Origin of the sequence: Hydrogenophaga sp. SNF1, from assembly GCF_034421675.1 — a bacterium.
In the GTDB taxonomy this organism is placed as follows: Bacteria; Pseudomonadota; Gammaproteobacteria; order Burkholderiales; family Burkholderiaceae_C; genus Hydrogenophaga; species Hydrogenophaga borbori.
This window is the reverse complement of the sequence record NZ_CP139793.1, coordinates 319,174-340,502: the sequence shown is the minus strand read 5'-3', so window position 1 is coordinate 340,502 and position 21,329 is coordinate 319,174. Positions and strand designations below refer to the sequence as shown.

19 protein-coding genes are annotated in these 21,329 nt (G+C 71.3%); 6 read left to right on the top strand and 13 right to left on the bottom strand.

Going from position 1 to position 21,329, the window contains the following annotated elements; all coding sequences use genetic code 11:
- Nucleotides 1-36 precede the first annotated feature (36 nt).
- Complete coding sequence (locus SOM08_RS01650) at nt 37-1,659, top strand: FMN-binding glutamate synthase family protein (RefSeq protein WP_322469942.1); 1,623 nt, start codon at nt 37-39, stop codon at nt 1,657-1,659.
- 9 nt (nt 1,660-1,668) lie between these two features.
- Here SOM08_RS01650 and SOM08_RS01645 read toward each other — a convergent pair whose 3' ends face one another.
- The 10 genes from SOM08_RS01645 to SOM08_RS01600 form a co-directional block, all read right to left on the bottom strand.
- On the bottom strand, nt 1,669-2,556 hold the full coding sequence (locus tag SOM08_RS01645; protein WP_322469941.1) for a hypothetical protein: 888 nt from the start codon (nt 2,554-2,556) through the stop codon (nt 1,669-1,671).
- Complete coding sequence (locus tag SOM08_RS01640; RefSeq protein ID WP_116958860.1) at nt 2,553-2,978, bottom strand: putative toxin-antitoxin system toxin component, PIN family; 426 nt, start codon at nt 2,976-2,978, stop codon at nt 2,553-2,555. The genes SOM08_RS01645 and SOM08_RS01640 overlap by 4 nt, the downstream gene beginning before the upstream one ends.
- Nucleotides 2,979-2,980: 2 nt before the next feature.
- On the bottom strand, nt 2,981-4,267 hold the full coding sequence (locus SOM08_RS01635; protein ID WP_116958861.1) for a THUMP domain-containing class I SAM-dependent RNA methyltransferase: 1,287 nt from the start codon (nt 4,265-4,267) through the stop codon (nt 2,981-2,983).
- A 172-nt stretch (nt 4,268-4,439) separates the two neighbouring features.
- Nucleotides 4,440-6,068 carry an RNA polymerase factor sigma-54 gene (locus tag SOM08_RS01630; protein ID WP_116958862.1) on the bottom strand — a complete coding sequence of 543 codons (1,629 nt, stop codon included), beginning with the start codon at nt 6,066-6,068 and terminating at the stop codon, nt 4,440-4,442.
- Nucleotides 6,068-6,862 (bottom strand): LPS export ABC transporter ATP-binding protein, encoded by a 795-nt coding sequence (gene lptB / locus SOM08_RS01625; RefSeq protein WP_181936470.1) that lies wholly within the window; start codon nt 6,860-6,862, stop codon nt 6,068-6,070. Before lptB ends, SOM08_RS01630 begins: the two co-directional genes overlap by 1 nt.
- Nucleotides 6,859-7,482 (bottom strand): lipopolysaccharide transport periplasmic protein LptA, encoded by a 624-nt coding sequence (gene lptA / locus SOM08_RS01620; RefSeq protein ID WP_116958863.1) that lies wholly within the window; start codon nt 7,480-7,482, stop codon nt 6,859-6,861. Before lptA ends, lptB begins: the two co-directional genes overlap by 4 nt.
- Before the next feature lie 142 nt (nt 7,483-7,624).
- Nucleotides 7,625-8,245: a thiol:disulfide interchange protein DsbA/DsbL gene (locus tag SOM08_RS01615; RefSeq protein ID WP_322469940.1), complete on the bottom strand. Its 621-nt coding sequence runs from the start codon at nt 8,243-8,245 to the stop codon at nt 7,625-7,627.
- A 78-nt stretch (nt 8,246-8,323) separates the two neighbouring features.
- Nucleotides 8,324-9,001, bottom strand: a complete 678-nt coding sequence (locus SOM08_RS01610) for an SPOR domain-containing protein (RefSeq protein WP_116958865.1) — start codon at nt 8,999-9,001, stop codon at nt 8,324-8,326.
- Between the two features lie 8 nt (nt 9,002-9,009).
- Entirely contained in the window at nt 9,010-10,683 is a 1,674-nt protein-coding gene (argS, locus tag SOM08_RS01605; protein ID WP_322469939.1) for an arginine--tRNA ligase, read from the bottom strand.
- A gap of 9 nt (nt 10,684-10,692) precedes the next feature.
- Nucleotides 10,693-11,625, bottom strand: coding sequence for an HTH-type transcriptional regulator ArgP (locus tag SOM08_RS01600; RefSeq protein WP_070400281.1), 933 nt, complete (start codon nt 11,623-11,625; stop codon nt 10,693-10,695).
- A 104-nt stretch (nt 11,626-11,729) separates the two neighbouring features.
- Here SOM08_RS01600 and SOM08_RS01595 point away from each other — a divergent pair, with 104 nt between their 5' ends.
- Genes SOM08_RS01595 through SOM08_RS01585 form a run of 3 tightly spaced genes read left to right on the top strand, consistent with a single transcriptional unit; the run spans nt 11,730 to nt 14,786 of the window.
- The gene (locus tag SOM08_RS01595; RefSeq protein ID WP_116958867.1) at nt 11,730-12,356 is read left to right on the top strand and encodes a LysE/ArgO family amino acid transporter; all 627 of its coding nucleotides are present in this window, start codon (nt 11,730-11,732) and stop codon (nt 12,354-12,356) included.
- 5 nt (nt 12,357-12,361) lie between these two features.
- Entirely contained in the window at nt 12,362-14,023 is a 1,662-nt protein-coding gene (locus tag SOM08_RS01590; RefSeq protein ID WP_322469938.1) for an NAD(P)/FAD-dependent oxidoreductase, read from the top strand.
- Nucleotides 14,024-14,027: 4 nt separating this feature from the next.
- Nucleotides 14,028-14,786: a nitrilase-related carbon-nitrogen hydrolase gene (locus tag SOM08_RS01585; protein WP_322469937.1), complete on the top strand. Its 759-nt coding sequence runs from the start codon at nt 14,028-14,030 to the stop codon at nt 14,784-14,786.
- Here the strand turns inward: SOM08_RS01585 and SOM08_RS01580 are convergent.
- Both SOM08_RS01580 and SOM08_RS01575 read right to left on the bottom strand, forming a co-directional pair.
- A complete protein-coding gene (locus SOM08_RS01580) occupies nt 14,743-15,672 on the bottom strand; it encodes a LysR family transcriptional regulator (protein WP_116958870.1) in 930 nt (309 codons plus the stop codon). The genes SOM08_RS01585 and SOM08_RS01580 overlap by 44 nt on opposite strands.
- Nucleotides 15,673-15,677: 5 nt before the next feature.
- Entirely contained in the window at nt 15,678-16,883 is a 1,206-nt protein-coding gene (locus tag SOM08_RS01575; protein WP_116958871.1) for a CaiB/BaiF CoA transferase family protein, read from the bottom strand.
- 106 nt (nt 16,884-16,989) lie between these two features.
- Here SOM08_RS01575 and SOM08_RS01570 point away from each other — a divergent pair, with 106 nt between their 5' ends.
- Both SOM08_RS01570 and SOM08_RS01565 read left to right on the top strand, forming a co-directional pair.
- On the top strand, nt 16,990-17,685 hold the full coding sequence (locus SOM08_RS01570) for a haloacid dehalogenase type II (protein WP_070400276.1): 696 nt from the start codon (nt 16,990-16,992) through the stop codon (nt 17,683-17,685).
- 37 nt (nt 17,686-17,722) lie between these two features.
- Nucleotides 17,723-19,921 carry a malate synthase G gene (locus tag SOM08_RS01565; protein WP_322469936.1) on the top strand — a complete coding sequence of 733 codons (2,199 nt, stop codon included), beginning with the start codon at nt 17,723-17,725 and terminating at the stop codon, nt 19,919-19,921.
- Between the two features lie 83 nt (nt 19,922-20,004).
- Here SOM08_RS01565 and SOM08_RS01560 read toward each other — a convergent pair whose 3' ends face one another.
- Complete coding sequence (locus tag SOM08_RS01560; protein WP_116958874.1) at nt 20,005-21,126, bottom strand: hypothetical protein; 1,122 nt, start codon at nt 21,124-21,126, stop codon at nt 20,005-20,007.
- Nucleotides 21,127-21,329: the final 203 nt, after the last annotated feature.

The window sequence follows — 21,329 nt, the reverse complement described above, 5'->3', positions numbered from 1 at the left end:
AGGATTTTTGCCCCTTCGACCAGACGACGAACGCCGATGCTTGACCGACTCAACGCTCTCTATCCCGTGCGCTACACGGCCCTGGGCCTGTGCGCCTTCGTCGCGCTGCTGAGCCTGTTCGCCCTGGTGGCCTTCGGCGTCGGCGGCTTCTGGTTCCTGCTGTTCGGCGCGCTCACGCTGGTGGGCCTGTGGGACCTGCGCCAGACGCGCAGCTCGGTGCTGCGCAACTACCCGGTGATCGGCCACCTGCGCTTCATGCTGGAGTTCGTGCGGCCCGAGATCCGCCAGTACTTCCTGGAAAGCGACACCGAGGCCCAACCCTTCTCGCGCGCGCAGCGCAGCCTGGTGTACGCGCGCGCCAAGGGCGAGACCGACAAGCGCCCGTTCGGCAGCCAGCTCGACATGCTGAGCAACGGCCACGAGTGGATCAACCACTCGATCGCGCCGACCAGCCTGCCCACCCACGATTTCCGCGTGCGCATCGGCGGGCCCGACTGCACCCAGCCCTACGAGGCCAGCGTGTTCAACATCTCGGCCATGAGCTTCGGCGCGCTCTCGGCCAACGCCATCCAGGCCCTCAACGCGGGCGCGCAGCGCGGCGGCTTCGCGCACGACACGGGCGAAGGCTCCATCTCCGCCTGGCACCGCCTGCACGGCGGCGACCTGATCTGGGAGATCGGATCGGGCTACTTTGGCTGCCGCGACGACGAGGGTCGCTTCAGCGAGGAGCGCTTCAGCGCGAACGCGCTCGACCCGCAGGTGAAGATGGTCGAGATCAAGCTGAGCCAGGGCGCCAAGCCCGGCCACGGCGGCGTGCTGCCGGGCGCCAAGGTGACGGCCGAGATCGCCGCCGCGCGCGGCGTGCCCGAGGCGGTGGACTGCATCTCGCCGGCCGCGCACAGCGCCTTCTCCACGCCGCTGGAGCTGATGGCCTTCATCCAGAAGCTGCGCGCGCTCTCGGGCGGCAAGCCGGTGGGCTTCAAGCTGTGCATCGGCCACCCCTGGGAGTGGTTCGCCATCGTCAAGGCCATGCGCCAGAGCGGCGTCACGCCCGATTTCATCGTGGTCGACGGCGCCGAGGGCGGCACCGGTGCGGCGCCGCTGGAGTTCACCGACCACGTCGGCGCGCCGCTGCAGGAAGGCTTGCGACTGGTGCACAACACCCTGGTGGGCGTGAACCTGCGCGATCGCATCCGCATCGGCTGCGCGGGCAAGGTGGTGAGCGCCTTCGACATCGCGCGCGCGCTGGCCATCGGCGCCGACTGGTGCAACAGCGCGCGCGGCTTCATGTTCGCGCTGGGCTGCCTGCAGGCGCAGACCTGCCACACCGGCCATTGCCCCACGGGCGTGAGCACGCAAGACCCGGTGCGCCAGCAGGCCCTGGTGGTGCCCGACAAGGCCGAGCGGGTGTGGCGCTTCCACCAGAACACGCTCAAGGCCTTGAAGGAGCTGGTTCAGGCCGCCGGCCTGCAGCACCCGGGCGAGATCAGCGCGCACCACCTGGTGCGCCGCGTGAGCGACAACGAGGTGCGCCTGCTGGCCAACCTGCTGCCCACCACCTCGCCGGGTTCGCTGCTGGACGACGACGCCGAGGGGGAGCACGCGGTGTTCACGACCTGGTGGCGGCGGGCGCGCGCGGAGAGCTTTGCGCAGGCCTGAGGCGGCGCCTCAACTGCTCGACGGGTCCTCGTTCACCCGCTCATCGCGCAGCAGCCGGCCGCTGGGGTCGTGGAGCCTGAGGCGCAGCAACAGGCCGCGTTCCCCGTACTCCTCCTCGCGTTGCAGCGCGCCGCCGGGCGCGTGGTACTGCTGCCAGCCGAACAGCCGGCCGTTGCGTTCGCGGTTGAGCGCCGCCTGCGCGCCGTCCTCGTAAAAGCTGCGCGTCTCGCGCAGCTCGTCGCGGCCCATGCGGCGGATGGTCTGCTCCATCTTGAGCTGACCGTTGAGGTGCCACTGGCGGATGCGCCGCTCGCGCCCCGCGGCCCACTCCACCTCCTGCGTCAACTGACCCGACTCGGCGAACTCGCGGCCCACACCCTCGCGGCCGTGGTACTGCTCGGGCGGCGGCTCGGCCAGGTCGATCTCGTGCCGCAACCGCCCCGAGGGGTAGTACACGCGCTTGATGCGGCGGTCGGGCCCGACGCTGTTTTCGACGAACTCCTCGCTGCGCACCACGCCGCCCTGCGGGTTCACGATCACCTGGCGCATCAGCACGCCGCGCCGGTGGCTCACGGTGCCCAGCGGCTTGCCGGGTTCGCGGTAAAGCGTGACCTCGGCGAGCGCACCGCCATGGCCGCACGGCTCGCGGTCCTCGGGCAGCAGGCTGGTGGGCGCGCAGCGCAGCTCGGCCAGGCTGCCGTCGGCCCAACGGCGCAACAGCACCAGGGCGCGGCGGCCGTCCGCACTCATCACGCGCAGCAGGCTGGCGCCATCGGACCAGGCACAGCGCTGCTGGCCGGCCGGCCCCACGGGACCACAGCGCGGCGCGTCCTGCGCCCGGGCCGGCGACAGCCCCGCCAACAGCGCGAGCAGCGCGGCCGCGGGCCAGGCGTTCACGCCACGGCCCCCTCGGCGCTCGGCGCCCAGACGCGGCGCACGGACACGCCGATGCGCGCGAGGCGGCGCGCCAGCGCCAGCACCTGGGCGTCCTTGCTGAGCAGCGCGGCGCCATGCGCCACGGCCAGGTCGATGAAGCGCTGGTCGTCGGGGTCGCGGCAGGTGAACGCGGCTTTGGCCGCGGGCTCGACGCGGCGCGCGTGGCGGTCGAACGCGGCCAGCACGGCCTGCGGTCCGCGTTCGCCCAGGCGGCGCGCGAGGTGTGGGTAGTCCAGCACCAGCCGCAGCTCCTCGCGCATGGCCTCGCTCGCGATCCAGGCCACGCGGCCCTGCGCCAGGGCGGCGCGCAGCGGCGCCACGGCGGGGTCGTCGAAGACGAACAGGTCGAGCACGACGTTGGTGTCGATGACGACCGTGTCCATGCTCAGGCCCCGGTCTCGGCCGGGCGCGGCCCGCGCGCGGTCAGGTCGAAGCGGAACAGGCGGCATTCGATGGGGCCGTTCCACAGCGGCACGCGACGCGACTCCTTGAGCCGCATGCGGCCCGGCAGCTTCAGGTCGGGCGTGAGCAACCAGGCGCTCCAGCCGGCGTAGTGCGATTTCCAGTGCGCGGCCAGGCGCTCGAAGAAGGCGTCGGCGGTGTGGCCGTCCTCGTCGCGCGCCTGTTCGCGGCCAGCGCGCGCGGCACCGGCGGCGCGTTCGGCGGCGTTGCGCCCGGCCACGCCGGCGGCGGCGATGCGCTCGCCATAGGGCGGGTTGAGCAGCAGCACGCCCGCGCGCGGGCTGGGCGGCAGGCGCTGCAGGGCGTCGCCGCCGCGCAGCTCGATCGCCTGGGCCACGCGCGCGCGCTCGGCATTGCGCCTGGCGAAGTCGACCATGCGGAAGGCCACGTCGCTGCCGAAGACGATGGGCGCCTGGCCGGCGGGCCAGGGCCGCTCGGCCGCGCGCGCCTCGTCGCGCAGGCCCTGCCACACGTGCGGCTGGAAGGGCAGCAGCTTCTCGAAGGCGAAGCGGCGCTGGCCGCCCGGGGCGATGTTCAGCGCGATCTGCGCGGCCTCGATGGGCACCGTGCCGCTGCCGCAGCAGGGGTCGGCCAGCGGCGGCACCTCGGCCAGCGTGGCGGCCTCGCGCGCCTGCGCGTCCCAGCCGGTGGCGGCGATCATGGCGGCGGCCAGGGTTTCCTTCAGCGGCGCGTCGCCCTTGTCCTCGCGCCAGCCGCGCTTGAACAGCGGCTCACCGGTGGTGTCGATATAGAGCGTGAGCGTCTCGGCGGTGAGGTGGCCGAACAGGCGCACGTCGGGCCGCTGGGTGTCCACGCTGGGGCGCTCGCCGCGCTTGTCCCGGAAGCGGTCGCAGACGGCGTCCTTGATCTTGAGGGCGGCGAAGTTCAGGCTCTTGAGCGGGCTGTGCTGCGCGGTGAGTTCGACCTTGATGGTCTGGCGCGGCGTGAACCAAATCTCCCAGGCCACTTCGGCGGCGGCTGCGTAGAGGTCTTGCTCGGCCCGGTAGGGGCCGTGCCACAGGCGCGCCAGCACGCGCTGCGCGAGCCGGCTGTGCAGGTTCAGGCGCAGCGCGTCGCGCCACGAGGCCTCGAGCGAGACGCCGCCGCGCGAGCGCCGCAGCGCGGCGATGCCGGTGATGCGCTGCACCTCGGCGGCGAGGAAGTCCTCCACGCCGGCGGCGCAGGGGAGAAACAGTTGTAGCGAGTTCATGGATCGTGTCGCCGCCGGGCCGCCCCAAGCCGGATCGGCCCCCTCGGGGCTGAGCCCCGCGGCTCCAGGCCTGCGCAGGCAGGCCTGGACGGGCGAAGAGGCGTTGTCTCCGACAACGCCGCGGCCTGCAAGGCCTCGCGACCCGCGAAGCGGTGGAACGTGGGGACCCTATTCAAAGCGATTTTCGAAGGTTGGCCGGGGCGATGCGCATGGCCTCGCGGTACTTGGCCACGGTGCGGCGCGCGCACTCGATGCCCTGCTCCTTGAGCAGGTCGGAGAGCTGATTGTCCGACAGCGGCTTGGCCGGCGCCTCGGCCGCGATGAACTGCTTGAGCAGCGCGCGCACCGCGGTGCTGGAGGCGTTGCCGCCGGTCTCGGTGCCCAGCGAGGAGCCGAAGAAGTACTTCAGCTCGTAGGTGCCAAAGGGCGTGGCCATGTACTTGGCCGTGGTCACGCGGCTGATGGTGGATTCGTGCAGGCCCAGCTCGTCGGCGATCTCGCGCAGCACCAGCGGGCGCATGGCGAGCTCGCCGTGCATGAAGAAGTTGCGCTGGCGCTCGACGATGGCGCTGGACACGCGCAGGATGGTGTCGAAGCGCTGCTGGATGTTCTTGATGAACCAGCGCGCCTCCTGCAGGCGCTGCTGCATGGCGGCATGGCCACCTTCGCCCCCATCGCGCCCACCGCGGTTCTGGCGCATGGCGTTGGCGTACACGTCGTGCACGCGCAGGCGCGGCATCACGTCGGGGTTGAGCACCACCTTGAAACCGCGGCCGGCGCGCGTGACGATGACGTCGGGCACGACGATGTTGCGCTCGACGTCCGCGAAGCGGCGCCCGGGCTTGGGCTCCAGCCTCGCGATGAGCGCGAGCGCACCGCGCACGCTGTCTTCGTCGGCGCGGCACAGCTGCACCAGCTTGCGCACGTCGCGCTTGGCGATCAGCTCCAGCGGCTGCGCGCAGATCGCCAGCGCGGCGCGCGCCTCGGGCGTGTTGCGCAGCTCCAGGATCTGCAGCTTCAGGCACTCGGCCAGGTCGCGCGCGCCCACGCCGGGCGGGTCCATGTGCTGCAGCAGCTGCAGGGCGGTGCGCAGCAGCTGTTCGGCCGCCTCGAGGCGTTCGGTGGCGGCGGCGTCGGACAGGTCGGCCTCCGGGGCGGCCTCGCCCTGAAGGCGCAGCAGCGCCAGCGCGAGTTCGGGCAGCGGATCGGCAAGGTAGCCGTCCTCGTCCAGCGATTCGATCAGGAAGTGCAGCGCGGCGGCGTCCGCCTCGGACAGGCGCAGGCAGCGCGCCTGCTCATGCAGATGGTCCTGCAGCGACACCAGCGCGCGCGCCAGGTCGGCCGCGCTGGCGGTCTCTTCGTCGTCGCCGGAGCCGCTGCCGCGCGGCGGCGCGTCGCCGCCCCATTCGCTGTCGTCGGGCGCCATCTCCACCGTGCCGTCGCCGTCCCAGCTCTCCTCCACCGGCGGGGCGCCGTCCACGCTGGCCTCCACCGCGTCGCCGTCGGTGGCGCTGGCCTTGTCTTCGTTGCGTCCCTCGCCTGCGTCGGCGCCCGGGCCGGCAACGGACGCGGCGTCGGCGATCTGCTCGCCCGCGCTCACCGGCGCATCGGTCGCGGCCAGGCCGAATTCCTCGCGCTCCAGGCCTTCGTCGGCGCGTTCCAGGAAGGGGTTCTCATCGAGCATCTGCTCGACTTCCTGCGCCATCTCCAGCGTCGAGAGCTGCAGCAGACGGATCGACTGCTGCAGCTGGGGCGTCAGCGCCAGGTGCTGCGAGACGCGTAGCGACAGGCTCTGCTTCATCACATCCGGAAATGCTCGCCGAGGTAGACCCGGCGCACGTCGGCGTTCTCGACGATGTCCGACGGCGTGCCGCTGGTCAGCACGTGGCCGTCGTTGATGATGTAGGCGCGGTCGCAGATGCCCAGGGTCTCGCGCACGTTGTGGTCGGTGATGAGCACGCCGATGCCGCGCGACTTGAGGAAGCCGATGATGCGCTGGATCTCGATCACCGCGATCGGGTCGATGCCGGCGAAGGGTTCGTCGAGCAGGATGAAGCGCGGATCGGTGGCGAGCGCACGCGCGATCTCGACGCGGCGGCGCTCGCCGCCCGACAGCGCCGGCGCGGGCGAATCGCGCAGGTGGTCCACGTGCAGGTCGCGCAGCAGCGTGTCCAGGCGCTCGTCGATGGCGGCGGCGCTCAGCGGACGGCCGCGCGCGTCCACCTGCAGCTCCAGCACGGCGCGCACGTTCTGCGCCACGCTGAGCTTGCGAAAGATGGAGGCCTCCTGCGGCAGGTAGCCCAGGCCCAGGCGCGCGCGGCGGTGGATGGGCAGGCGCTCGATGGACTGGTTGTCGAGCAGGATCTGCCCGCCGTCGGCGCGCAGCAGGCCGACGATCATGTAGAAGGAGGTCGTCTTGCCGGCGCCGTTGGGGCCCAGCAGACCCACCACCTCGCCCTTGTCCACGGCGAGCGAAACGTCCTTGACCACCAGGCGGCTGCCGTAGGACTTCTTCAGCCCCGTGGCCTCCAGCCGGCTGGTGGTCAGCAGCTGGGTGTCGGGAAAGCTGGTCGAGGGCGACTCGCTCGCGCTCACGGGCGTCCTCCGCCGAGCTCGCCCGACGGGCGCAGCGGCGTGGGGGCGGGCGCGGGCGCCGGGGCGGGCTGGCCTTCGCGCGGCACCGGCGTGAGCGTGGCGCGCACACGGCCCGATGGATTGCCGGGCGTGGCGCCGGCCGGGCTGCTCTCGACGGTGAACACCTCGCTGCGGTTGTCGTAGACGATCACGCTACCGCGCGTCTCGTCGTTGAGCTGGGTGCCCAGGTAGCGGCGCAGCACGGCGTCGCCGATGAAGCGCACCTTGTCGGCGCTGCTGTCGTACTCGATGCGCTTGGCCTCACCTTCGATGAACTCGTTGAGGCCTTCTCGCTTTTGCTTGAAGTAGCCCGGGCTGCCCAACACGACGCCGAACTGGTTGCCCTGCGCGTCCTGCCGCACCTCGACCTGGGCGCCGCGGATCACGATGGTGCCCTTGGTGATGACCACGTTGCCGGTGAAGATGCTGAGCTGGCGCGCGTCGTCGTAGCGCAGGTTGTCCGACTCGGCGTTCATGGGCTTGAGCCGGTCGGCCTGCTCGGCCTGGGCGGCCCCCGCCAAGGCGCAGGCGGTCAGCAGGCCAAGGGTGAGGCGGTGCAAAGGAGGAAGGGCGTGTGGCATGTCAAGGGCACGAAACTTGCATGCATTCTAAACACCCACATGCCCCGGTCTTGCCAGGTGCCCGCCAGAGACAGCGCCGAGCCCGCAGTGTGGGGCCGCAGGCCCTCCCCTCAGGGGCCGCGCGAAGCGCGGCGGGGGTGCATCACGCTTTGCGCGCTTCCATGATCAGCCAGTTGGCGATGGTCAGCGTCTTGGGCCCCTGGCCGGGAACGTAGTAGCGGCCGGCGACGCCCAGCGCTGGCGTGCCCTCGACACCGTAGGCGTCCTGCAGCGCTGCCGCGCGTTCGGCCTTCTTCTGCGTGTCGGCGTGGTTGAAGATCTCGGAGAACTTCGCCCGGTCCACGCCCTGCTTGACCACCCAGTCGGTGATCGGCGCCGGCGTGGTCAGCGGCAGCCGCTCCACATGGATGGCCTTGAACACCTCGGCGTGCAGGCGCTCCACCAGGTTCATGGCCTCCAGCGTGTAGTAGAGGCGCTGCATGGGCACGAAGGCCGGACTGAAGGCCACCGGCACGCGGCGCAGCACCGCGCCCTCGGGCCTGCGCTTCTCCCAGTCCTGCAGCAGCGGCTCGAAGTTGAAGCAATGGATGCAGGAGTAGGCGAAGAACTCCACCACCTCCACCTTGCCGGCCGGCGCCTCGACGGGCACGGGCTTGCCCAGGCGCAGGTACTCGGAGCCCTCTTTCGGGGCGACCCGCTGGGCCAGGGCCGGCAGCGCCGCGCCGGTGGCGAGCAGGGACAGGGCGAAATCGCGACGAAGCATGGGATGGCACTCCAAGGGGTATGAACCAGCGTTTGGGGCCTGGCCGGGCACGGGAAGTTCCCGCGCGCCCGGCGCGGGTCAGCGCTGCACGCGCACCAGGGCCGACTCGACGCCGTTGACCTGCAGCTGCTCGATCGTCAGGTCGGCCAGGGCCTTCTGGGCAAAGGGGCCCACGCGCACCCGGTACAGGGTGCGGCCGGCGTTCTCGCGCTCGTCCACCGTGGCGGCGATGCCCAGCATGGCCAGGCGCGCGCGCTGGGCCTCGGCGTCGGGCGCGTTGCGGAAGGCGCCGGCCTGCACGAAATAGGTGTAGGGGTCGGCGCCGGGCGCGGGGGCTTCGGCGGGCGCCGCACCGGGCTTGGCCGGCGCGGCCGCCGGGGCCTGCTGCTCCGTGCGCGAACGGGCCAGGTCACCCAGCGGGTCGGCCGAGGGCGCGGGGGCGCCGGCGGGCGGCAGGGTGCCGGCGGTGCCCGGCGCGGTGATGGCACCTTCGCTGCCGGGCGCGGGGGTCGCCGGGGCGGGCATGCCGCCGACGGACCGGTTGGGGTTCCAGCCCTTGTTGCGCTCGGCTTCCTTGGCGTCGTCCTCGGCGCTGCGCGACAGGCCACGGTCGACGAAGGGCACGGGCACGCGGGTCACGTAGACCGCCACGGCCAGCGCCGCGGCCAGGCCGACCAGCAGGCCGACGATGAAGCCCACCAGCGTGCCGCCCAGGCTGCTGCGGGACGACTTGGTGGAAGAGGATTTTTTGCTCATGGTGGCTCTTACATCTTCTGCGGCGCGCTCACGCCCAGCACGGCCAGGCCATTGTGCAGCACCTGCCGGGTGGCGGCGACGAGCGCCAGGCGGGCGAGCTTGACCGCTTCATCTTCGACCAGGATGCGTTCGGCGTCGTAGTAACTGTGGTAACTCGCGGCAAGCTCGCGCAGGTAGAAGGTGACGTCGTGCGGCGCGAAGTCGCGCGCGGCGGCGCTGAGCATCTCGGGGTACTTGGCGATCTGGCGCATCAGCGCCTGCGCGGCCGGGGTGTCCAGCGGCGACAGGTCGGCACCGGACAGCGTGGCGGCGTCGCCGCCCCAGCCCGCCAGCACCGAGCAGATGCGCGCGTGCGCGTACTGCACGTAGTAGACCGGGTTGTCGTTGTTCTGCTGCACGGCCAGGTCGACGTCGAAGGTGTATTCGGTGTCGGGCTTGCGGCTCAGCAGGAAGAAGCGCACCGCGTCCTTGCTGGTCCATTCGATCAGGTCGCGCAGCGTGACGTAGCTGCCCGCGCGCTTGCTGATCTTCACCTCCTGGCCGCCGCGCACCACGCGCACCATGGTGTGCAGCACGTAGTCGGGGTAGCCGGCGGGAATGCCCACGTCGGCCGCCTGCAGCCCGGCGCGCACGCGCGCGATGGTGCCGTGGTGATCGGTGCCCTGGATGTTGATGACCTTGCTGAAGCCGCGCTCCCACTTGGCGATGTGGTAGGCCACGTCGGGCACGAAGTAGGTGTACGAGCCGTCGGACTTGCGCATCACGCGGTCCTTGTCGTCGCCGTAGTCGGTGCTGCGCAGCCACAGCGCGCCGTCCTGCTCGTAGGTCTTGCCGTTGGCGACCAGCCGGTTCACCGCGGCCTCCACGCGCCCGCTGGTGTACAGGCTGGACTCGAGGTAGTAGTGGTCGAACTTGACCGCGAAGGCCTGCAGGTCGAGGTCCTGCTCGTGGCGCAGGTAGGCGACGGCGAACTGGCGGATGCCGTCGAGGTCTTGCACGTCGCCACTGGCGGTGAAGGCGCGGTCGTCGGCCGTCACGGTCCGTTTCGCCAGGAAATCGTTGGCGATGTCCTGGATGTAGTCGCCGTTGTAGGCCGACTCGGGCCAGCCGGCGTCGCCGGGCTTCACGCCCTGGGCGCGCAGCTGCGTGGACGTGGCCAGGGTGTTGATCTGCACGCCCGCGTCGTTGTAATAGAACTCGCGGTGCACGTCCCAGCCCTGGGTCTGGTACAGGTTGCAGATGGCGTCGCCCAGCGCGGCCTGGCGGCCGTGGCCCACGTGCAGCGGGCCAGTGGGGTTGGCCGAGACGAACTCGACCATCAGGCGCTGGCCGTTGGCCGGCTGGCGGCCGAAGCCCTCGCCCGCCGACAGCACCTCGCGCACCACCTGCTGCTTGGCCTCGGGCTTCAAGCGGATGTTGATGAAGCCCGGGCCGGCGATCTCGATCGCCTCGACCCAGCGCTGGACCGCCGGCTGGGCCAGCAGGGCCGCGCGCAGCTGCTCGCCCACGGCGCGCGGGTTGAGCTTGAGCGGCTTGGCCAGCTGCATGGCCGCGGTGACCGCGAAATCGCCATGGGCCGCCACCTTGGGCGACTCGAAGGCGGCCTTCTCGCCCGCGCCGGGGCTGAGCTTGTCCAGCTCGTCGCGCAGGGCCGAGAGCAGGTCTTGTTGGATCTGGAGCATCGCGCGATTTTAGGTGGCGGCCCGGGCCGGGCCCGCGGGACCCGCCAGCGGGGCCAGGCGCTCGCGCGCGGCCGCCTTCACCGCCGCCGTGAGCCGCTGGGCTGACGGCGGTTCGTGCGTCCAGTGCTGCCAGTACAGGGCCACATCCACCGTGGCGCCGGGCAGCAGTTCGGTCAGGGCCGGGTGCTTGGGCAGGTGCTGCTCGGGCACCATGCCCCAGCCCATGCCCAGTTCGATGGCGGTTTCGAACGCCTCCACCGCGGGCACGTAGTGGCGCGGGTAGGCCGGCTGGCGCAGGCCGATGTGCTGCTCCAGGAAGGCGTCCTGCAGCGCGTCCTTGCGGTTGAAGATGACGGCCGGCTGGGCCAGCAGCCGGTGCGGCGAGACCGCGCCGCGCGGCGTGCGGCAGCGCTGCACCACGGCGGGCGTGGCCACGCAGTGGTAGCGCATCACGCCCAGGGGCTCGGCCACGCAGCCGCGCATGGCGTCGGCGCGGGTGGTCACGCAGCCCACCACGTCGCCGCGCTTGAGGGCGTCGTGGGTGTGGTCCTGGTCGTCGATCACCACCTCCAGCAGCAGGCGCTGGCGCGCCAGCAGCGGCGCCACGGCGGGCAGGAACCAGCTCGACACCGAGTCGGCGTTGATCGCCACCGACAGGCTCTGCCAGCGCTCGCCCGCGCGCGCCTCGCCCCCCACCAGGCCGGCCAGCAGGTCGGCCTCCATCAGCCGCACCTGCTTCACGTGGCCCAGCAGGGCCTGGCCGGCCGGCGTGGCGCGCACGCGCTTGCCGCGCACCAGCAGCCGCTGGCCGAGCTGGTCTTCCAGCGACTTGATGCGCAGCGACACCGCCGCCAGCGTGAGCTGGAGCGCGCGCGCGGCCGGACCGAAGCCGCCGTGCTCCACCACGGCGGCCAGGGCTTCCAGTGGGCGGGGGTCGAGCATCGCTTAAACCGAATTTGAGTGATTGGATTTCGAATCAACTGGATTAAACACCAACCGGCTTTGCGGCACCATGCGCCCCGCTGTCACCCTCACCCGAGACGTCCATGACCCTGAGCTTTCCCGTTTTCTCCGCCGGCATGGTGCTGAGCCTGTCGCTGATCATGGCCATCGGCCCGCAGAACGCGCACGTGCTGCGCATGGGCCTGCAGCGCCAGCACCTGTGGCTGACGGTGGCCCTGTGCGCCCTGTCCGACATCGCGCTCATCGCCCTGGGCGTGCTGGGCCTGGCCCAGCTCGGCGGCTTGTCGGACAAGCTGCAGGGCGCGCTGATCGGCGCGGGCGTGCTGTTCCTGGCGGTCTACGGCTGGCAGGCCTTCCAGCGCTTTCGCTCGCCGCTGGCGCGCACGCTGGAGGGCCAGCCGCTGGCGCCACCGCCCACCACGCGCCGCCAGGCGGTGTTCTCGGCCCTGGCCTTTTCCTGGCTCAACCCGCACGCCTGGCTGGACACCGCCGTGCTGATCGGCACCGCCTCGCTGGCCTACGGCCCGGCGAGCGAGGTCTTCGGCCTGGGCGCAGCCACGGGTTCGCTGATCTGGTTCACCGCCCTGGGCGCGGCCGCCTTCTGGGCCGGCCGCCGGCTCAACTCCCTGCACATCTGGCGCGTGCTGGATGGCCTGGTGGCGCTCATGATGTGGGGCACGGCCGCCTGGCTGCTGGCCTCGCTGTTCTGAACACCATGCCATCGAAGAAACCCGTCACCGTCTTCGGCCCCGACTTCCCCTTCGCCTACGACGACTGGCTGGGCCATCCCGCGGGCCTGGGCGTGCTGCCGCGCGAGCGGCTGGGCAGCGAGGTGGCCATCGTCGGCGCCGGCATGGCCGGCCTGACGGCTGCGCACGAGCTGATGAAGCTGGGCCTCAAGCCCGTGGTGTACGAGGCCTCGCGACTGGGCGGTCGGCTGCGCTCCCAGGCCTTCGAGGGCGGCCAGGGCGTGGTGGCCGAACTCGGCGGCATGCGCTTTCCGCGCTCGGGCACGGCCTTCTTCCACTACGTGGACCAACTCGGCCTGGCCACCGCGCCCTTCCCCAACCCGCTCACACCGGCCGCCGGCTGCACGGTGATCGACCTCGAAGGCCGCACGCACCGCGCGCGCCGCCTGGCCGACCTGCCGCCACTGTTCGCCGAGGTGGCCCGGGCCTGGACCGACGCGCTGGAAGAAGGCGCCGGCTTCACCGGCCTGCAGGACGCCCTGCGCGAGCGCGACGTGCCGCGCCTCAAGGCCCTGTGGGACGCCCTGGTGCCGCGCTGGGACGACCGCACCTTCTACGACTTCGTCGCCCAGTCCAGCGCCTTCCAGCAGCTGTCCTTCCACCACCGCGAGGTCTTCGGCCAGGTGGGCTTCGGCACCGGCGGCTGGGACTCGGACTTCCCCAACTCCATGCTGGAGATCCTGCGCGTGGTGCTCACCGGCTGCGACGAGGACCAGCACCTGGTGGTGGGCGGCGTGCAGCAGGTGCCGCAGGGCCTGTGGCTGCGCGCGCCGGCGGCCCGCGAACTGCGGCACTGGGGGGCCGGCACCTCGCTCGCGCAGCTGCACGGCGGCGCGCCGCGCCCGGGCGTGGCAGCCATCGCGCGCGCGCCGCACGGACAGATCGCCGTCACCGACGTGCTCGGCACTACGCGCCGCTACCCGGCCGTGCTGGTCACCTGCCAGAGCTGGCTGCTCACCACGCAGATCGCGGTGGAGGAGTCGCTGCTCTCGCACAAGCTCTGGATGGCGCTGGACCGCACGCGCTACATGCAGTCGTCCAAGACCTTCGTCATGGTGGACCGGCCGTTCTGGAACGACCTGCGCGCCGACGGCTGGCCGGTGATGGGCATGACGCTCACCGACCGGCTCACGCGCGGCACCTACCTGTTCGACAACGGCCCGGACAAGCCCGGCGTGATCTGCCTGAGCTACGCCTGGATGAGCGACGCGCTCAAGATGCTGCCGCACCCGACCGCCCGGCGCGTGCAGCTGGCGCTGTCGGCGCTGAAGCAGATCTACCCCGACGTGGACATCGCCAGCCACGTGATCGGCGACCCGATCAGCGTCTCCTGGGAGGCCGACCCCTACTTCCTGGGCGCCTTCAAAGGCGCGCTGCCGGGCCACTACCGCTACAACCACCGCATGGTTGGTCACTTCATGCAGGAAGCCCTGCCCGAGGCCGAGCGCGGCCTCTTCCTGGCCGGCGACGACGTGTCCTTCACGCCGGCCTGGGTGGAGGGTGCCGTGCAGACCGCGCTGAACGCGGTGGCGGGCATGGTGCGCCACCTGGGCGGCGCCTGCCACGCCGACAACCCCGGGCCTTGCGAGGCCTGGCCGGACATCGGGCCGGTGGCGCTGGGGGACTGAGGCGATGGAACCGCTGCGCCTGGCACTCTGGCAGACGCCGCACCCCCGCGACAGCGACGAAGCGCTCCAGCGGCTCGACACCACCGCGGGCGAAGCCGCCGCCCTGGGCGCGCACTGGCTCATCACGCCCGAAATGTTCCTCACCGGCTACCTGATCGATCCCGCGCGCCTGTGCGCGCTCGCCGAGCCGGCCGACGGCCCGCTGCTGCGGGCGGTGCGCGACCTGGCGCGGCGCCATGGCCTGGGCATCGTCACCGGCTGGCCCGAGGCAAGCGGCGGCGCACGCCCCTTCAACAGCGCCGTCGCGATCGACGGCACCGGCGCGCCGCTCGCGGTGCACCGCAAGATCCACCTGTTCGGTGACGGCGACGCCCAGCGCTTCATGCCCGGCGGCGCGCCGCCCGCGTGGTTCGACTGGCGCGGCTGGCGCCTGGGCCTGCTGATCTGCTTCGACGTGGAGCACGACGAACCGCTGCGCCAGCTCGCCGCCGCGGGCGCGCGCGCGGCGCTGGTGCCCACGGCCAACATGGTCGGCTACGACGCCGTGCAACAGACCCGCCTGCCCGAGGCGGCCCGGCGCTTCGGTCTGGCGATCGCCTACGCGAACGCCTGCGGGCGCGAGGGCGGGACGGCCTACAACGGCTGGTCGTGCGTGTGCACGGGCGAAGGCGAAGGCCTGGGCATGGCCGGACGCGGCGAAGCCCTGCTGGCCGCCGCGCTCAGCGCCCCGCCCAGTACTCCCCCCGCCCGTACTCGTGCTTGAGGTAGTCGATCCACAACCGCACGCGCAGCGCCAGGTGCTTGCGCTGCGGGAACAGCGCGTAGATGCCGTTGGGCGGTGCGGCGAAGTCGTCGAGCACGCGCACCAGGCGGCCCGCCGCCACATCGGCCTCCACCTCCCAGGTGCTGCGCCAGGCGATGCCCTGGCCCGCCAGGCACCACTCGTGCAACACCTGGCCGTCGCTGCAGTCCATGGGGCCGCCGGGGCGCAGGTAGTGGATCTCGCGCCCGTCCCCGCCGCCCTCGGCCGGCTGCGAGAAGGCCCAGCCGCGCGTCTGCGAGGCGTCGCTGGACAGGGTGAGGCAGTCGTGCCGCGCCAGGTCGGCCGGGGTCTCGGGCGTGCCGCGCCGCTGCAGGTAGGCCGGCGCGGCCACGCAGAGGCGGCGGTTGTCGGCCAGGCGCACGCTCACCAGCGACGAGTCCGGCAGATCGCCCACGCGCACCGCGCAGTCGTAGCCTTCGCCGGCCACGTCCACCACGCGGTCGGACAGGTTGAGCGAGACCGTCACCTCCGGGTGCAGGTCGCGAAAGCGCGGCACCAGCGGCGCCACGTGGCGCCGGCCGAAGCCCGCCGGCGCGGTGATGCGCAGGTGCCCGCTGGCCTTCACGCCACCCGCGCTCACGCTCGCCTCGGCGTTCGACAGGTCGGTCAAGAGGCGCTGGCAGTCCTCCAGGAAGGCGCTGCCTTCGTGCGTGAGCGAGATGCGCCGCGTGGTACGCACCAGCAGCTTCACGCCCAGGCGCGACTCGAGCGCGTCGAGCCGGCGGCCGATGATGGCCGGCGCCACCGACTCGGCGCGCGCCGCCGCCGTGAGGCTGCCGCGCGTGGCCACCGAGACGAAGGTTTCGAGCTGCTTGAGCTTGTCCACGGCCCTCAGCCTTTTGTCGTGGTGCGCGACAGGCGCTCCGCGCTTGCCGCGTCGTAACCCAGAGCGCGCAGCACCTCGGCGCTGTCGGCGCCCAGGCGCGGCGGGCTGCGCACCGGCAACCGCTGCTCGCCCAGCGTGAAAGGCAACGGCACGGTCATCACGGACTGGCCGGCGCGCTCGCCGTCCGGCAGGGTGATGGGCGCCAGGCCGCCGGTGGCCCGCAGGTGCGGGTCGTCCAGCAGCTCGTGCGGCTTGGCGATGGGCGCGAAAGGCAGGCCGTGGCGCTCGAACAGCTCGGCCAGTTCGGCCGCCGGGCGCTCGGCCACGCGCGCGCGCAGCTCGGGGATGAGCCAGTCGCGCGCGCGCACGCGGTCGTTGTTGGTCCGCAGCCGAGCGTCGTCCCGCCAGTCGGCCCAGCCCATGGCGCTGCAGAAGATGGCCCACTGGGTGTCGCTCACCACCGCCAGGAAAATCTGCTCGCCCCCGGCCGCGGTGAACACGTCGTAGATGCCCCAGGGCGAGATGCGCTGCGGCATGGGGTTGGCGGCCACGCCCGTCACCGCGTACTGCAGCATGTGCTGGGCCACCAGGAAGATGTTGTTCTCGAACAGCGCGCTCTGCACCGCCTGGCCGCGCCCACTGCGCTCGCGCTCGCGCAGCGCGGCCAGCACGCCGATGGCGCCGAACATGCCGCCCATGATGTCGTTGACGCTGCTGCCCGCGCGCAGCGGGTCGCCGGGGCGCCCGGTCATGTAGGCCAGGCCGCCCATCATCTGCACCACCTCGTCGAGCGCGGTGCGGTGGTCATAGGGCCCGGGCAGGAAGCCCTTGTGGCTGACGTGGATCAGGCGCGGGAAGCGCGCCCTCAGGCTCTCATGGTCCAGACCCAGCTTGCGCATGGTCTCGGGCTTGAAGTTCTCCACCAGCACGTCGGCCGTGGCCACCAGGCGCAGCGCGGCCTCGCGGCCCTCCTCGGTCTGCAGGTCCAGCACCAGGCTCTTCTTGTTGCGGTTGAACAGCGGGAAGAATCCGGCGCCCGAGCCCAGCAGGCGGCGCGTGTTGTCGCCCGCCGGCGGCTCCACCTTGATCACCTCCGCGCCCAGGTCGGCCAGCACCATGCCGCACATGGGGCCCATCACCATGTGCGAGAACTCGGCGACGCGGATGCCGGCGAGCGGCAGGGGCGGGGTGGTGGGGGTATCGGGGCTCAATCGGGTCTCCTGGGCAAACAGGCGCAGATTACACACAAAAAAGTCATGGATCCATGGCGCGCGAGCGTCTCAATGCGCGCCGATGTTTGCAATACAGTGCCTTCCCATGGCCAAACCCCGCGCCGTGCTCTTCGACGCCTACGGCACGCTGTTCGACGTGTACAGCGTGGGCCTGCGCGCGGAGCAGCTGTTCCCCGGCCGGGGGGCGCGCCTGGCCGTGCTCTGGCGCGAGCGCCAGCTGGACTACTCGCGCCTGGTCACCATGAGCGGCGACCCGGCCCACTACCGGCCCTTCTGGGAACTGACCGAGCGCGCGCTGCGCTACGCCATCCAGGCCCTGGTGCCGCAGGCCGCCGAGCGCTGGGACGACTACGCCGAGGCGGCCGCCAGCCTGATGAACCAGTACCGCCACCTCTCGTCCTTTCCCGAGAACCGCGAGGTGCTGCAGGCCCTGCGCGCGCAGGGCGTGACCACCGGCATCCTGTCCAATGGCGACCCCGAGATGCTGGGCATCGCCCTGCGCAGCGCCGGGCTCGATGGCCTGCTCGACCACGTCATCAGCGCCGACGCGGCGCGCGCCTACAAGGTCTCGCCCACCCTTTACGCCCTGGGCGAGCAGGCCACCGGCCTGCCGCGCGGGCAGATCGTCTTCGTGAGCAGCAACGCGTGGGACGCGCTGGGCGCCACCTGGTTCGGCTACCAGACCCTCTGGGTGAACCGCGCCAACCTGCCCTTCGAACAGCTCGACACCCAGCCCACCGCGACCGGCACCCACCTGCGCGCGGTGCTCGACTTCTTCTGACACCCACCCTTTCGCCTTTTTCTTCCGGAGCCCTTGCATGACCCAACGCACCCAGATCCACAGCCTGCAGGTCGACACCGCGCTGTACCAGTTCATCAACGAGGAGGTGCTGCCCGGCACCGGCACCGAACCCGCCGCCTTCTGGCAGGGCTTTGACACCCTGGTGCGCGGCCTGGCGCCCAAGAACGCCGCCCTGCTGGCCGAGCGCGACCGCCTGCAGGCCGAGCTGGACACCTGGCACAGCGCCAACCCCGGCCCGGTGCGCGACATGGCGGCCTACCGCAAGTTCCTCGAAACCATCGGCTACCTCGTGCCCGACCCCGGCAAGGTGAAGGCGAGCACCAAGAACGTGGACGACGAGCTGGCCGTGCAGGCGGGCCCCCAGCTGGTGGTGCCCATCCTGAACGCGCGCTACGCGCTCAACGCCGCCAACGCGCGCTGGGGCTCGCTGTACGACGCGCTCTACGGCACCGACGTGATCGCCGAGGACGGCGGCTGCGAGAAAGGCACGCGCTACAACCCCAAGCGCGGCGCCAAGGTCATCGAATGGGCGCGCCACGTGCTGGACCGCACCTGCCCGCTGAAGAAGGGCTCGCACGTGGGCTCCACGGGCTACCGCGTGAAGGACGGTGAACTGGTGGTCTCGCTGGCCGGCGGCGGCACCAGCAAGCTGGCCGACCCGAAGCAGTTCGTGGGTTACCAGGGCGACGCCAAGAAGCCGTCGGCGATCCTGCTGGTGCACAACGGCCTGCACCTGGAAATCCAGGTCCGCCCCGACAGCGCGATCGGCAAGACCGACCCGGCGGGCGTGAGCGACCTCGTGGTCGAGGCCGCGCTGTCCACCATCCTCGACCTGGAAGACTCCGTGGCCGCCGTGGACGCCGAGGACAAGCTGCTGGCCTACCGCAACTGGCTGGGCATCCTCAAGGGCACGCTGACCGAAACCTTCGACAAGGGCGGCCAGACGCTGACCCGCGGCCTCAACGGCGACCGCGAGTACACGGCGCCCAAAGGCAAGAAAGCGGTGCGCCTGCACGGCCGCTCGCTGCTCTTCGTGCGCAACGTGGGCCACCTGATGACCAACCCCGCCATTCTGTGGGGCCCCGAGGGCCAGGAGATCCCCGAGGGCATCATGGACGCGGTGATCACCACCGCCATCGCGGTGCACGACCTGAAGAAGGACAAGAAGCACCCCCTGCGCAACTCCCGCAAGGGCTCGGTCTACATCGTCAAGCCCAAGATGCACGGCCCGCGCGAAGTGGCCTTCGCCGACGAACTGTTCGGCCGCGTCGAACAGCTGCTGGGCCTGGCGGCCAGCACGGTCAAGCTGGGCATCATGGACGAGGAGCGCCGCACCTCGGTCAACCTGAAGGCCTGCATCGCCGCCGCGCCCAGCCGCGTGGCCTTCATCAACACCGGCTTCCTCGACCGCACCGGCGACGAGATGCACACCGCCATGCTGGCCGGCCCCATGGTGCGCAAGGGCGACATGAAGGCCAGCGCCTGGATCCAGGCCTATGAGCGCAACAACGTGCTGGTGGGCCTGGCCTGCGGCCTGCGCGGCAAGGCACAGATCGGCAAGGGCATGTGGGCCATGCCCGACCTCATGAAGGCCATGCTGGAACAGAAGATCGCCCACCCCAAGGCCGGCGCCAACACCGCCTGGGTGCCCAGCCCCACCGGCGCCACGCTGCACGCCATGCACTACCACCAGGTGCTGGTGAGCGAGGTGCAGAAGGACCTGGAAAAGATCGACGCCGACAAGGAGCGCGACACCCTGCTCACCGGCCTGCTCACCGTGCCTGTGAGCGCCAACCCGAACTGGAGCGCGGCCGAGAAACAGCAGGAGCTGGACAACAACGCGCAGGGCATCCTGGGCTACGTGGTGCGCTGGGTCGACCAGGGCGTGGGCTGCTCCAAGGTGCCCGACATCAACGACGTGGGCCTGATGGAAGACCGCGCCACGCTGCGCATCAGCAGCCAGCACATCGCCAACTGGCTGCACCATGGCGTGGTCACCGAGAAACAGGTGCGCGAGACCTTCGAGCGCATGGCCGCCAAGGTGGACAAGCAGAACGCGGGCGACAAGCTCTATCAGCCCATGGCCGGTCGCGCCAAGACCAGCAAGGCCTACCAGGCCGCGCTCGACCTGGTGTTCAAGGGCAAGGAGCAGCCCAGCGGCTACACCGAGCCGCTGCTGCATGCCTGGCGCCTGAAGGTGAAGGCCGCGGCCTGACGGCGGGCACCGCCAGAAGGCGAGAAGGGCGCCGTTGGGGCGCCCTTCTCTTTGGCGGCCCTTGGTGGCCGCGCATCAACCGCTTAAATCGTTTTCGCGAGTTCGAACATCACCGCCGTGCCCAGGGACTCGCGGATGTTGCCCCGGCCCACCTTGGCCATGGAGAACTCGCCGAAGCCCGACATGTCGAACGACGTGTCGTCCGAGGAAATCTCGACGAAGGGCATGTCCATGGCCTCGCGCAGCAGCCCGCGGCGGAACTGCTCGAAGGCCGGGCCCTTGAGCGTGGAATCGATGACCACGATGCCCGGCATGCGGTGCGCCGCCACCTCGCGGGCCTGGTCGAGGTCGACCACGCTGTCGGCGTTCACGCCGATCTCGCGCAGCGCCTCGCGCACGTCGGCGCGGATCTGCAGCGACGGCGACACCACCAGGGCATAGATGTTCTGCAGCGTCTTGAAGGCCGAGGACGGGTCTTCGCTGATGTCGATGGCCGACATCCCGTCGATGGCCTGCACCGTGCGCTGGAACATCGCGACGGCGGTGATGCCCTCGGGCGTCACCCGCCGCTGCAGTTCGATGCCGCCGACGGAGGCGGCGATCTGGCGCACCAGCGCCCAGTCGATGTTGTCGAGTTCGGGCGTGCGGGACGAAGGCGATTCCTCGCCATGCACGCGCACCTGCAGCCGCGCGTGCGGCGGCCAGTCGTTCACGTCCACGCGCACGTCGATGCGGCGGCCCAGCGGCAGGGCCCAGTCGACCAGGGCGTTGAAAAAGGCGTGGGTGACGGTGGGATCGATCAGCACCTCCACAGGCCTGAGCTTGCGCCGCATGTCCACGCCGATCAGCGCGAACTCCTTGCGGCGCTCCTGCAGGCAGGCCTCGGCCAGCTCGGCCAGGTCGAGCCGCTCGTGCGACTGGCGGATGTGCCCCGCGTGGAAGCGCTGCAGCTGCTGCATCACCACCGTCAGCCGCTTGATCCGCTCCAGCGGCACGCTCAGCGCCCACTGCTCCTGCTTGTCGAGGCGGCCCTGCGCCTGGAGCCGGTCGACGCCGCTCTGCAGCGCCTGCAGCGCGTCGCTGATCTGCCCCGCCGCGGAACCGAGCAAGGCCCCGCACTGCTGGGCCAGGGACCAGGGTTCGTCGGCCTGCTGCTGGCCCGCAGTGCCCGCCGCCTCGGGCTGGTTTTTCTTCGGAGTGGCCATGGTTTGTTTCAACACGTCGGTGATCCGCTGGAAGGTGGGACGGGGGCTCCGGGAGCGCCCTGGAAGCCCTCGCATCGGGCCATGTACGAAATTTGCACCATGTTGAAGGGGGTGTACTCCCCCGTGTAGTCGAAAAGCTCGCTTTTCCGTGGAAAGCGGCACGCCGGGCGCCCCCGCGTCGGGGCCATGGGCCGTTTGCCACA